Raw genomic sequence first — 11159 nt, 5'->3', positions numbered from 1 at the left:
GTGTTTCCGACTCTATCAGATCCTTTCGGGCCTGATTCCCAGTCGGCGGGAGTTTGTCGGCGGGCTTTTCGCCTTTCGACATCCACTACGTTAGCCGATTCCCTCGGGAAACTCATAATCGAGTTCCGCAGGCACGGAATTCAGGCATGCGCGCACACTGAATTCGCCCCCGTTGAAGGGGAGCTGTAGGTAGTGGGGTTGCCGCCTCCGGCTGCTGACCAAACGCAGTACCCGGTTCAAGCGGCTCGGGCTACGCTACGGATCTCGCGGGGACGCGTCAAGTTCGGCGGCGGCGGGGGGTGTGCGCCCGGTATGGGCTCACCGTGGGGTCGTTGCCGATCCAGTAGCGCCAGGGGTGGATGCCTCCGTCGCCCGCGACGCCGGTGCGGGGGCCGCTTCGTACCTGGTCGGGGGCTACGGGAGTGCCGGTCAGGGTGGCGAAGGGGCTGTCGGGGGCAGCGCACGCGTCCGCACCGTCGAGGGCCCGGTCCACGCCCAGGGCCATGGTCAGGCGGGCCGGACCTTTGGCCAGTTCCTTGTCGTTCCGGGCCGAGATTCGACGTTTGCGGGCGAGTTCAGCGCCCACTATGACCTCACCGGCCCGCAGCAGTACCGCGCTCGCCCGGCCTTCCGGGCCGCACACCAGATTCATGCAGTGCCACATCCCGTAGGTGAAGTAGACGTACACGTGGCCGGGCGGACCGTACATCACCTCGTTGCGGGCTGTGCGGCCACGGTAGGCGTGGGAGCCGGGGTCGTTCTCGCCGTCGTATGCCTCGACCTCGGTGAGGCGGAGTTCGATCGGACCGTCCGGGGTGGTGCGTACGAGGACGCGGCCCAGGAGGTCCGGTGCGACCTCAAGGACGGGTCGGTTGAAGAACTCACGGGTGAGGGGCGTACGGTCGGGGGTCGCGATCATGGCGTACGAGCGTAGTCCAGACGGGTGGGTACCGACGGGTCGTCGGGTGGCGTCCGCCTTGGAAGGGTAAGGGCGCGGAACCGGTCGCGGCTGGATCGCGTTTCTAGGGATCAAGGATCCGTACGGAACAGGGCTTCATAGACGGCACAGGCGTTGCCTGGGGAGGAAGAGACATGGGGTTCAAGCGGCTGCTCGCGAGCCTGGGAGCCGGTGGTGCTTCGGTCGAGACGGTGCTGACCGAGGTCAACGTCGTACCGGGCGGCGTCGTCCAGGGTGAGGTGCGTATCCAGGGCGGCTCGGTGGACCAGCAGATTGAGGGGCTGTCGGTCGGGCTGCAGGCCAAGGTCGAGGTCGAGGGCCAGGACACGGAGTACAAGCAGGACATCGAGTTCTTCAAGGTCCGGCTCGGTGGGGCCTTCGAGCTGAAGGCCGAGGCGGTGCACGCCGTGCCGTTCGGTCTGGAGATCCCGTGGGAGACGCCGATCACGATGATCGAGGGTCAGGCGCTGCGTGGGATGAACGTCGGCGTGACGACCGAACTGGAGATCGCGCGGGCCATCGACTCCGGTGACCTGGACCCGGTCAACGTGCACCCGCTGCCGGCGCAGCAGGCGCTCCTGGATGCCTTCATCCAGCTGGGATTCCGCTTCAAGAACGCGGACCTGGAGCGCGGGCACATCCGGGGTACGCGGCAGAGGCTGCCCTTCTACCAGGAGATCGAGTTCCTCCCGCCGCAGCAGTACCGCGGCCTGCACCAGGTCGAGCTGAGCTTCGTGGCGGACGAGCACGAGATGGACGTCGTGCTGGAGATGGACAAGAAGCCGGGTCTGTTCAGCGAGGGCAGCGACACTTTCCGCTCCTTCCAGGTGGGGCTGAACAACTACCAGGGCACCGACTGGACGGCCTATCTGAACCAGTGGCTGTCCGAGGTCGGCAGCAGGCGCAACTGGTTCTAGGCTCAGGAACGAGCGATTCCAACCCACCAGGAGGTACCGAGGTGACCGAGCCCAGCAGGCCGCCGCTCCCCCATGACTTTCATCCGGTCGTGCCGTCGTTCACGGTCACGAGCGAGGACGTCGAACCGGGGGCGACGCTGAAGGACGCTCAGGTCTACGCGGCGGGGAACACCTCGCCGCAGCTGCGCTGGGAGGGCTTCCCGCCGGAGACCAAGAGTTTCGCCGTGACGTGCTACGACCCGGATGCCCCGACCGGGAGCGGGTTCTGGCACTGGGTGGTGTTCGACATCCCCGCCTCCGTCACGGCGTTGCCGGCGGGCGCGGGCACGGGCAAGTTCGAGGGGCTTCCGAAGGGCGCGGTGCAGGCGCGCAATGACTACGGGACGAAGGACTTCGGCGGTGCCGCACCGCCGCCCGGAGACCCGGCGCACCGCTATGTGTTCACGGTGTACGCCGTGGACCAGGAGAAGCTCGGCCCGGACTCGGACGCCTCGCCCGCGGTGGTGGGGTTCAATCTGCGGTTCCACACGCTGGCGCGAGCTCAGCTGATCGGTGAATACGAGGCTGTCGCCGACAGCTGAGCTGATGCGGATTGCCGCAGACTGACGTTCATTGAACGTTTGCTCGCCTCTGGTCTTGGAATTGATCAGAGGCGGGCATTTTTATTGCGTTGTCCATCTCGGCGTGCCCGGCCAGAGTTGATCCAAGCCCGCCAGGGGGTGGGCGGTGCACAGGAGGTGGGCTGGAATGCGGGACACGCTGGTACTGAACGCGAGCTTCGAGCCGCTGTCGACGGTGACGCTGAACCGCGCCGTCGTGCTGGTGCTGCAGGACAAGGCCGTCGTGGAGCAGACCCACCCCGAACTGCGCATGCGCGGAGCCGCGGTCGACATACCGGCGCCCCGGGTGATCAGACTCTGCAGGTACGTACGGGTGCCGTTCCGAAGACAAGCTCCATGGTCGAGGCGGGGGGTGCTGGTGCGCGACCGTCACAGGTGCGCGTACTGCGGCAGGCGGGCGACGACCGTGGACCATGTGGTGCCGCGGTCGCGGGGCGGTGAGGACACGTGGCTGAACACGGTGGCCTCGTGCGCGGAGGACAACCACCGCAAGGCGGACCGTACTCCGGAGCAGGCGGGTATGCCACTGCTGCGGCAGCCGTTCGAGCCGACGCCGGCCGATGCGATGTTGCTGGCGCTCGGCCGGGACGACCTTGAGGCTCTGCCGGATTGGTTGGGTCAGTCCGCTGCGTAGGGATTCGTGAGGTCGGCGGGAAACTGCGGGCCGTTCGTGGCTGGTCGCGCCCACGCGGCGCAGCCGCATATCGATACAGCCCCGCGCCCCTTTCGGGGCGCGGGACCCCTCAGTCCGTGATGGACGGCTTCTCTCGGCGTTCCATTCCGGAAGCCGGGGCGGGGACCGTGCCCGGGCCGCCTGAACCGCCGGTCATCGGGCCGAAGTTGCCGATGGCTCCGGAGAGGCCCTTGAGGGCGTCTCCGATTTCGCTGGGGACGATCCAGAGCTTGTTGGCGTCGCCCTCGGCGATCTTCGGCAGCATCTGGAGGTACTGGTAGGAGAGCAGCTTCTGGTCGGGGTCTCCGGCGTGGATGGACTCGAAGACCGTACGGATGGCCTGGGCCTCACCCTCGGCCTTCAGGGCCGCCGCCTTGGCCTCGCCCTCGGCGCGCAGGATCGCGGACTGCTTCTCACCTTCGGCGGTGAGGATCTGCGACTGGCGGATGCCTTCGGCGGTGAGGATCGCGGCGCGCTTGTCACGGTCGGCGCGCATCTGCTTCTCCATCGAGTCCTGGATGGAGGTCGGGGGCTCGATGGCCTTGAGCTCCACGCGGTTGACGCGGATACCCCACTTGCCGGTGGCCTCGTCGAGGACTCCTCGCAGGGCCGCGTTGATCTCCTCGCGGGAGGTCAGGGTCCGTTCCAGGTCCATGCCACCGATGATGTTGCGGAGGGTGGTGACGGTGAGCTGCTCGATCGCCTGGATGTAGCTGGCGACCTCATAGGTGGCAGCGCGTGCGTCGGTCACCTGGTAGTAGATGACGGTGTCGATGTTGACGACCAGGTTGTCCTGGGTGATCACCGGCTGGGGTGGGAACGGGACGACCTGTTCGCGCAGGTCGATGCGGTTGCGGATGGTGTCTATGAACGGGACCACGATGTTCAGGCCCGCGTTGAGTGTCCGTGTGTAACGGCCGAAGCGCTCGACGATGGCGGCGCTGGCCTGTGGGATGACCTGGATGGTCTTGATCAACGCGATGAAGACCAACACCACCAGAATGATCAGGACGATGACGATCGGTCCCATCGTGGCTTCCCCGTACCCTTCTCCGCTTCGGCGCTTCGGGAGGATCTTATGCTTGTTGAAGATCTTGCTGGACGAGTCTGACAGAACACAGACTCCCAGGTGGGCCTTCGGCCCAGTTCCGTCGTGCGAGATCACATGATGATCGCCGTGGCGCCCTCAATGTCCACGACGTCCACTTCCTGACCCACCTCGTAGGCCTGTGCGGCGTCGAGAGCGCGTGCCGACCAGACTTCCCCGGCGAGCTTGATCCGGCCGCCTCTGCTGTCGACTCGTTCCAGTACGACGGCGTGCTTGCCCTTCAACGCGTCTATGCCCGTGGAGTGTTGGGGCCTCTGGGAGCGGTGCCGGGCCGCGATGGGTCGTACGACGGCGATGAGAGCGGTCGAGACGACGGCGAACACGACCACTTGGAGCACGACATCGCCACCGAGCCCCGCGGTCACGGCGCCTGCGACGGCGCCTACAGCGAGCATGCCCAGCTCCGGCATCGCGGTCACGACGAGCGCGACCCCGAGCCCGGCTGCGCCGACCAGCCACCATACCCATGCGTCGATGCTGTCCACATGGCCATGGTAGGACCGCAACGGTCCCGCGGACAGAGCGCCTGATCAAGTTGTGGCAGTCCAGCCCGGGTTGTGGGGCCGGGTGGTCCAACTCTCGGGCGGATGCGAGGGTTTGGTGGTCAGGTCAGCGGCAGGCCCTGGGCGGTCCAGCGGTCGCCGACCTGTTCGACGACCAGGGGGAGGCCGAAGCAGAGGGAGAGGTTGCGCGAGGTGAGCTCCAGTTCCAGCGGGCCGGCCGCGAGAACCTTGCCCTGGCGGATCATGAGGACGTGGGTGAAGCCCGGCGGGATCTCCTCGACGTGGTGGGTGACCATGATCATGGAGGGCGCGATCGGGTCGCGGGCCAGGCGGCCGAGACGGCGTACGAGGTCCTCGCGGCCGCCGAGGTCGAGGCCGGCGGCCGGCTCGTCGAGGAGGAGCAGCTCGGGGTCGACCATCAGCGCGCGGGCGATGAGGGTGCGCTTGCGTTCGCCCTCGGAGAGGGTGCCGAACCTGCGGTCCACGTACTCGGTCATGCCGAGGCGGTCGAGGAAGGCGCGGGCGCGGTGCTCGTCGACCTCTTCGTAGTCCTCGTTCCAGGTGGCCGTCATGCCGTAGGCGGCGGTCAGCACGGTCTGCAGGACGGTCTGGCGCTTGGGGAGCTTCTCGGCCATGGCGATGCCCGCCACGCCGATGCGCGGGCGCAGCTCGAAGACGTCGACCTTGCCGAGGGTGTCGCCGAGGATGGTGGCGGTGCCCTTGCTGGGGAAGAGGTAGCTGGAGGCGAGGTTCAGGAGAGTGGTTTTCCCGGCGCCGTTGGGGCCGAGGATGACCCAGCGCTCGCCCTCCTTGACCGACCAGGAGACCTGGTCCACCAGAGCCCGGCCCTCGCGGACCACGGATACGTCCTCCAGCTCCAGAACATCGCTCATGAGCGCGCTGTCTCCCCTTGCAGTGTCGGCCTGTCTCGGATGTCGGCCTGGTCTCGGCTGTCACGTACGCCTGTGGGCGCCGCCCTCGCCTTGTGGTGCGCGGCCCCCAGGGAAATCTACGCCACCGGCCCGGCGCTCCATCCCATCGGTCGGTCCTTAGGGTGGGGAGCATGCTCTCGGAACCACGTTCAGGACGCCTCGCCGCATGGGGAAATGCCCTCTTGGCCGGACTTGTCTCACCGGATGACGCGGTGCTCGCGATCGTCGGGGAGGATGCCGTGCACCGGGTCGACGGGTTGCCCGGGGAGTCGGGGCCGGTCGGTCTGACGCTGGCACTGGGGCGGCTGCGGTCGCTCGGTGCGAGTGGGTTGCGGGTGGCGCTGCCCGCTCCGGGGCATCCGCTGGGGCTGAGCGGGCCGCCGGAGTTCAATGCGCGGGCGCTCGACGCGGAGCAGGCGGTGATCTGTCACGGGGCCGCTCTGGGGCTGGTGCCGGAGGTACAGGAGGCAGGGCCCGACGGCGATGTGCACGTGGAGGTCGTCTGGCACTGTCTGGCGGTGCGGGAGGCTCCGCCGGCCGACGTGCCGTCCCTCGGGGAGGCCGAGCGGGAGCTGGCGGAGGCGTTGCGGGAGGCGACGGAGGTGCTGTCGCGGCTGGACGTGGCGGCCTCGGGGCCGGTGGCGGAGGCGGCGATCGACGCTTACCGGGCGCGGTCCGAGCGTGGGCGTGAGGTGCTGGCGCCGGGGTATCCGCCGCGTGCGGTACGGGTGCTGGAGCTGGCCCAGCGAGTGGGGTTGCTGATCTCGGTGGCGTACGAGCGGGGGCACGGGGGTGCGGTGAGCGCCTCGGAGATGGCGGCGCGGGCGTCGGCCCTTCGGCCCGTGGAGCGGACGGCTCGGCGGGCGCAGGTGGCGGCGTACAACTCCGTTGTGGAGGAGCGGGAGCGGGGGGTGCGCTGAAGCGGAGCGGCGCCGGACGGAGATGTTTCGCCCCCGCCGCCCCTACCCGTCCCATCCCTGGAGGCTGCGCCACCAGACCCCCGCAGTCTGCCTGAACGGCCTCGTCCTCAAACGCCGCATGGGCTGGATATGGCTGACCGGCCTCCCAGGGATCTCTGGGAGGCCGGTGGTCACTGATGGGTCGGGGCAGACCTCAGCGGTTGACACCCAGGTTGCCGAAGGCCGGGTTCAGGACGCCGATGACGTTCACCGAGTTGCCGACCGCGTTCACGGGGACGTGGACCGGAGCCTGGACGAGGTTGCCCGAGAGCACGCCCGGCGAGCCGATGGCCTTGCCGCCCGCGTGGGCCCCACCGTCGGTCGCGGAAGCCATACCGGCACCGGCGGCAACCAGGCCACCGGCCACGAGGGTGACGGCAGCGGCCTTCTTCAGGTTCTTCACTTCTCAGTCCTCCTTGGCGATCGCTGCGGCAAGTCGCCGCAGCACGCCCTGGAAAACGGCCCGGGCCCGGCAGGAGATACGCCATCCGGGGGACATACACACGACGGTATGAATCTCAGCCCGGAGCGTAACCTTCTGAATTGCCGCTCATGCCATCAATCCCACTGGTCATCCCGTCACACCGTGGCGGACCGCCCACAGCGCGGCCTGGGTGCGGTCGGCCAGGTCCAGCTTCATCAGGATGTTCGAGACGTGGGTCTTGACCGTCTTCTCGGAGAGGACGAGGGCGCGGGCGATCTCGCGGTTCGAGCGGCCGTCCGCGATCAGGCCGAGCACCTCACGCTCCCGCTCGGTGAGTGAACCGCCCCTGCCCTGGCCCGAGTTGGCCTCCTCCTGGGAGAGGAGCGCGCCGGCCACCTCCGGCTGGAGCAGGATGTGCCCGGCGTGCACCGACCGGATGGCGCCCGCGAGCGCGTCGGGGTCCACGTCCTTGTAGACGTATCCGGCGGCGCCGGCGCGCAGGGCCGGGACCACCGTGCGCTGCTCGGTGAAGCTGGTGACGATCAGCACACGCGCGGGGTTGTCGAGTGAGCGCAGCCTGCGCAGGGCCTCGACGCCGTCCATGCCCGGCATCTTGACGTCCATGAGGACGATGTCGGGCCTCAACTCCTCGGCGCGGGCGACTCCTTCGGCACCGTCGGACGCCTCGCCCACGACCTCGATGTCGTCCTGCACCTCCAGGAAGGTGCGCAGGCCGCGGCGGACCACCTGGTGGTCGTCGACGAGCAGCACCTTGATTGTGTCAGCCACCGGGGACCTCCATGTCGATCGTGGTGCCCTTTCCGGGCGCCGACTCCACGGTCAGGCGGCCGCCGACCCCGCTCGCCCGGTCGCGCATGGAGACCAGGCCGAGGTGGCGTCCGGCGCGGCGTACGGTCGCCGGTTCGAAGCCGCTGCCGTCGTCCGTGACGCGCAGGACCGCCGTGCCGTCGCGCCGCTCCAGGGTCACCTCGACCCGCTCGGCCCCCGAGTGCCGCAGCGCGTTGTGCAGGGCCTCCTGGGCGACGCGGAGCATGGCCTCCTCCTGTGCGGCGGGCAGGGCGCGGACGCCGCGGCTGGTGAAGGTCACGCGCGCGGTGTGGGCGCGGTCGAGGACGTGGACCTGGGTGCGCAGGGTGGCGACGAGACCGTCCTCGTCGAGGCCCGCGGGGCGGAGCTCGACCACGGCGGCGCGCAGTTCGTCGGCGGCCTCCGCGGCGAGCGTGGCCACCTGCTGGAGCTCTCCCTTGGCGCGGCCCGGGTCGCGGTCGACCAGGGCGGCCGCGGCCTGGGCGGTCAGACGCAGGGAGAAGAGCTTCTGGCTGACGGCGTCGTGCAGCTCGTGAGCGAGGCGGGAGCGCTCCTCGGCGATGGTGAGCTCGCGGCTGCGCTCGTAGAGCCTCGCGTTCGTCAGGGCGATCGCGGCGTGCTGGGCGAGGATCGACAGCAGTTCCTCGTCCTCCCCGGTGAATCCGCAGCCGCCCACCGGCTTGGGGCACCGCTTGTTGGCGAGGAAGAGGGCGCCGATGACCTCGTCGCCGTCACGGATGGGCAGGCCGAGGAAGTCGGCCAGGTCGGGGTGGGCGCTCGGCCAGCCCTCGAATCGGGGGTCCTTGCGCACGTCGGCCAGGCGTTCCGCCTTGGCCTCGTGCAGCATCGCGGCCAGGATGCCGTGCTGGCGCGGGAGCGGGCCGATGGCCTTCCACTGCTCGTCGCTGACGCCGTCGACCACGAACTGGGCGAAGCCCCCGTGGTCGTCGGGCACGCCCAGTGCCGCGTACTCCGCGTCGAGCAGCTCGCGTGCGGAGGCCACGATCGTCTTGAGGACGTCGCGCACCTCCAGGTGCCTGCTCATGGCCAGCAGCGCGGAACTCACCGCGGCGAGGCCGGACCGTGGACCGTGACTCATGACCTCACGGTACCGGCGGGGTGTGACACCGCGGATCGGACCTGTGACGGCCTCCACCTGGGCCGCGAGCCCTAGGGCGAAGGGCCCTGGTGCGTTGCGGCCCGCGCACGAGGCGGGCGGGACGGCCCGGTTCCTACGGTGAAGGCGTCCGCCGAGAGCGATCGGTGGCCGGCGCCTGGGGGCGGTCGGCGGCCGGGAACACGCGCCGGGAGCGGCGGTCATGGGACGAGGGGACGGATGACATGCCAGTAGCGATCATCACAGGGGCTTCGAAGGGGCTGGGGCGGGCGCTCGGCGCTGCCCTGGCGGAGCGCGGCTGGGACCTGGTGCTCGACGCCAGAACCGCGGAGGTGCTCCAGGGGACGGCGAAGGAGCTGTCGGCGTACGGCACCCGGGTGGAGGCCCTGGCGGGGGACGTCACGGACGCCGGGCACCGGGCCGCGCTGGTGGCGGCGGCACGTCGGCTGGGCGGTGTCGATCTGCTGGTGAACAACGCGAGCGCGCTGGGCGCCGAACCGCTCGTACGGCTGGACGAGCTGCCGCTGGAGGGGCTGCGGCGGGCGCTGGAGGTGAACGTGGTCGCGGCGCTGGGTCTCGTCCAGGAGGCGCTGCCGCTGCTGCGGGCCGCCGGGGCGGGCGCGGTCATCGGCGTCAGCTCGGACGCGGCCGCGGAGGCGTACGAGACGTGGGGCGGGTACGGGGCGTCCAAGGCGGCGCTGGACCATCTGTCGGCGGTGCTCGCCGAGGAGGAGCCCGGGCTGCGGGTGTGGGCGGTCGATCCCGGGGACATGGCCACGGACCTGTACGCGGCGGCCGTACCGGACGACGACGATCCGCGGCCGGAGCCCGCCGGCGTCGTACCGGCCTTCCTGCGGCTGATCGACGAACGGCCGGCCAGTGGCCGCTACGGTGCGCCGTCGCTGCTGGAGGGTCGATGACGACCGCGCTGCGGGTGCCGGATGAGCTGTCGGCGCGGGTGCCGGCCGAGCAGCGCGGCCCCGGCCTGGACCGGGACGCGGTGCGGCTGCTGGTCTCGCGCGGCACGGAGGTGTCGCATCACGAGTTCGTGGAGTTGCCGCGGCTGCTGCGGGCCGGGGACCTGCTCGTCGTCAACACCTCCCCCACGCTGGCGGCCGCTGTGGACGGTCATGTGGGGCACGCGCGCGTGGTGGTGCACTTCTCGACGTGGGGTGATGACGGACGATGGGCCGTCGAGCTGCGGGATCCGGACGGGACGGGCACCACGCGCGCGCGTGCGGGCGGGCCCGCCGGGACTGTGGTGCGCCTGCCCGGGGACGTAGGGCTGGTGCTGGAGGAGCCGCTGAGCGCGCACAGTGCCCGGCTGTGGTGGGCGCGGGTGTCGGCCCCCACGGGGCCGGACGAGGGTCCGGACGTGCCGGGGCTGCTGCGGGAGCACGGGCGGCCCATACGGTACGCGTACACGGAACGGGACCAGCCGCTGTCGGCGTACCAGACGGTGTTCGCGCTGCCGTCGGCCGACGGTGCCGGCAGTGCGGAGATGCCGAGTGCGGCGCGGCCTTTCACCGCGCGTCTGGTGGCGGAGCTGGTGAGCCGGGGCGTGCAGTTCGCGCCGGTCACGTTGCACACGGGGGTGGCGTCGGCGGAGGCGCACGAGCCGCCGTACCCGGAGCGCTTCGCGATGCCGGAGGCGTCGGCCCGGCTGATCAACGCGGCGGGAGCCGGTGGGGGGCGGATCCTCGCGGTGGGTACGACCGCGGTGCGGGCCGTGGAGTCGGCGACCGGGCCCGACGGGGTGGTGCGGGCCACGGAGGGCTGGACCGGCCTCGTGGTGACCCCGGAGCGCGGGGTGCGGGTGGTGGACGGGCTGCTGACCGGACTGCACGAGCCGGAGGCCTCGCATCTGCTGATGCTGGAGGCGGTCGCGGGACGGGCGGCGGTCGACCGGGCGTACGAGGGGGCGCTGCGTGGGCGCTACCTGTGGCACGAGTTCGGGGACGTGCACCTCATTCTCCCCGAGGAGGGATCTCACACAGCGCAGGACAGCAGCGACTGCTGGTGAGACGGTCCCCGGGCGCTGTGAGCCCTACTCGGGTCTCGTGAACGGAGCAGGGCGGCACCCCGGTGGGGTGCCGCCCTGCCCGTGCCGGGACCGGTTT

The 11159-nt window shown here is 70.2% G+C and carries 13 protein-coding genes; 6 read left to right on the top strand and 7 right to left on the bottom strand.

Features of this window, described 5'->3' with window-relative positions:
- Positions 1–277: 277 nt before the first annotated feature.
- On the bottom strand, positions 278–919 hold the full coding sequence (locus IE262_RS35685; protein WP_189879605.1) for a DNA-3-methyladenine glycosylase: 642 nt from the start codon (positions 917–919) through the stop codon (positions 278–280).
- Positions 920–1092: 173 nt separating this feature from the next.
- Between IE262_RS35685 and IE262_RS35680 the strand changes: the two genes are divergently transcribed.
- The 3 genes from IE262_RS35680 to IE262_RS35670 all read left to right on the top strand — a co-directional run bounded on the left by IE262_RS35680 (position 1093) and on the right by IE262_RS35670 (position 3129).
- On the top strand, positions 1093–1875 hold the full coding sequence (locus tag IE262_RS35680; protein WP_134040658.1) for a sporulation protein: 783 nt from the start codon (positions 1093–1095) through the stop codon (positions 1873–1875).
- A 41-nt stretch (positions 1876–1916) separates the two neighbouring features.
- Positions 1917–2456, top strand: a complete 540-nt coding sequence (locus IE262_RS35675) for a YbhB/YbcL family Raf kinase inhibitor-like protein (protein ID WP_189879603.1) — start codon at positions 1917–1919, stop codon at positions 2454–2456.
- Positions 2457–2622: 166 nt separating this feature from the next.
- Entirely contained in the window at positions 2623–3129 is a 507-nt protein-coding gene (locus IE262_RS35670) for an HNH endonuclease (protein WP_189879601.1), read from the top strand.
- Between the two features lie 109 nt (positions 3130–3238).
- On the opposite strand, the gene IE262_RS35665 is transcribed toward IE262_RS35670, so the two are convergent.
- The 3 genes from IE262_RS35665 to IE262_RS35655 form a co-directional block, all read right to left on the bottom strand.
- Positions 3239–4198 (bottom strand): SPFH domain-containing protein, encoded by a 960-nt coding sequence (locus IE262_RS35665; RefSeq protein ID WP_134040661.1) that lies wholly within the window; start codon positions 4196–4198, stop codon positions 3239–3241.
- 131 nt (positions 4199–4329) lie between these two features.
- The gene (locus IE262_RS35660; protein ID WP_134040662.1) at positions 4330–4761 is read right to left on the bottom strand and encodes an NfeD family protein; all 432 of its coding nucleotides are present in this window, start codon (positions 4759–4761) and stop codon (positions 4330–4332) included.
- A gap of 119 nt (positions 4762–4880) precedes the next feature.
- Positions 4881–5672, bottom strand: coding sequence for an ABC transporter ATP-binding protein (locus IE262_RS35655; RefSeq protein ID WP_131571900.1), 792 nt, complete (start codon positions 5670–5672; stop codon positions 4881–4883).
- A 170-nt stretch (positions 5673–5842) separates the two neighbouring features.
- On the opposite strand from IE262_RS35655, the gene IE262_RS35650 reads away from it, so the two are divergent.
- On the top strand, positions 5843–6631 hold the full coding sequence (locus tag IE262_RS35650; protein ID WP_189879599.1) for an Rv1486c family protein: 789 nt from the start codon (positions 5843–5845) through the stop codon (positions 6629–6631).
- Positions 6632–6824: 193 nt separating this feature from the next.
- Here IE262_RS35650 and chpE read toward each other — a convergent pair whose 3' ends face one another.
- The 3 genes from chpE to IE262_RS35635 all read right to left on the bottom strand — a co-directional run bounded on the left by chpE (position 6825) and on the right by IE262_RS35635 (position 9021).
- Positions 6825–7073 (bottom strand): chaplin ChpE, encoded by a 249-nt coding sequence (chpE, locus tag IE262_RS35645; RefSeq protein WP_134040664.1) that lies wholly within the window; start codon positions 7071–7073, stop codon positions 6825–6827.
- Positions 7074–7241: 168 nt separating this feature from the next.
- Entirely contained in the window at positions 7242–7883 is a 642-nt protein-coding gene (locus IE262_RS35640) for a response regulator (RefSeq protein ID WP_134040665.1), read from the bottom strand.
- Positions 7876–9021, bottom strand: coding sequence for a GAF domain-containing sensor histidine kinase (locus IE262_RS35635; RefSeq protein WP_189879597.1), 1146 nt, complete (start codon positions 9019–9021; stop codon positions 7876–7878). The genes IE262_RS35640 and IE262_RS35635 overlap by 8 nt, the downstream gene beginning before the upstream one ends.
- Before the next feature lie 242 nt (positions 9022–9263).
- Here IE262_RS35635 and IE262_RS35630 point away from each other — a divergent pair, with 242 nt between their 5' ends.
- Both IE262_RS35630 and IE262_RS35625 read left to right on the top strand, forming a co-directional pair.
- Positions 9264–9959 carry an SDR family NAD(P)-dependent oxidoreductase gene (locus IE262_RS35630; RefSeq protein ID WP_189879596.1) on the top strand — a complete coding sequence of 232 codons (696 nt, stop codon included), beginning with the start codon at positions 9264–9266 and terminating at the stop codon, positions 9957–9959.
- A complete protein-coding gene (locus IE262_RS35625) occupies positions 9956–11062 on the top strand; it encodes an S-adenosylmethionine:tRNA ribosyltransferase-isomerase (protein WP_189879594.1) in 1107 nt (368 codons plus the stop codon). Before IE262_RS35630 ends, IE262_RS35625 begins: the two co-directional genes overlap by 4 nt.
- The last annotated feature ends 97 nt before the right edge of the window (positions 11063–11159 follow it).

This window comes from Streptomyces bluensis (assembly GCF_014650715.1).
In the GTDB taxonomy this organism is placed as follows: domain Bacteria; phylum Actinomycetota; class Actinomycetes; order Streptomycetales; family Streptomycetaceae; genus Streptomyces; species Streptomyces bluensis.
Note: the sequence above shows the minus strand (reverse complement) of the source record. Positions and strands in the feature narration are given on the sequence as shown.

Coding starts and splice junctions, on each gene's coding strand:
- IE262_RS35680 (WP_134040658.1), top strand. CDS start 1,093: ATGGGGTTCAAGCGGCTGCTCGCGAGCCTGGGAGCCGGTGGTGCTTCG.
- IE262_RS35625 (WP_189879594.1), top strand. CDS start 9,956: ATGACGACCGCGCTGCGGGTGCCGGATGAGCTGTCGGCGCGGGTGCCG.
- IE262_RS35665 (WP_134040661.1), bottom strand. CDS start 4,198: ATGGGACCGATCGTCATCGTCCTGATCATTCTGGTGGTGTTGGTCTTC.
- IE262_RS35635 (WP_189879597.1), bottom strand. CDS start 9,021: ATGAGTCACGGTCCACGGTCCGGCCTCGCCGCGGTGAGTTCCGCGCTG.
- IE262_RS35685 (WP_189879605.1), bottom strand. CDS start 919: ATGATCGCGACCCCCGACCGTACGCCCCTCACCCGTGAGTTCTTCAAC.
- IE262_RS35655 (WP_131571900.1), bottom strand. CDS start 5,672: ATGAGCGATGTTCTGGAGCTGGAGGACGTATCCGTGGTCCGCGAGGGC.
- IE262_RS35630 (WP_189879596.1), top strand. CDS start 9,264: ATGCCAGTAGCGATCATCACAGGGGCTTCGAAGGGGCTGGGGCGGGCG.
- IE262_RS35670 (WP_189879601.1), top strand. CDS start 2,623: ATGCGGGACACGCTGGTACTGAACGCGAGCTTCGAGCCGCTGTCGACG.
- IE262_RS35650 (WP_189879599.1), top strand. CDS start 5,843: ATGCTCTCGGAACCACGTTCAGGACGCCTCGCCGCATGGGGAAATGCC.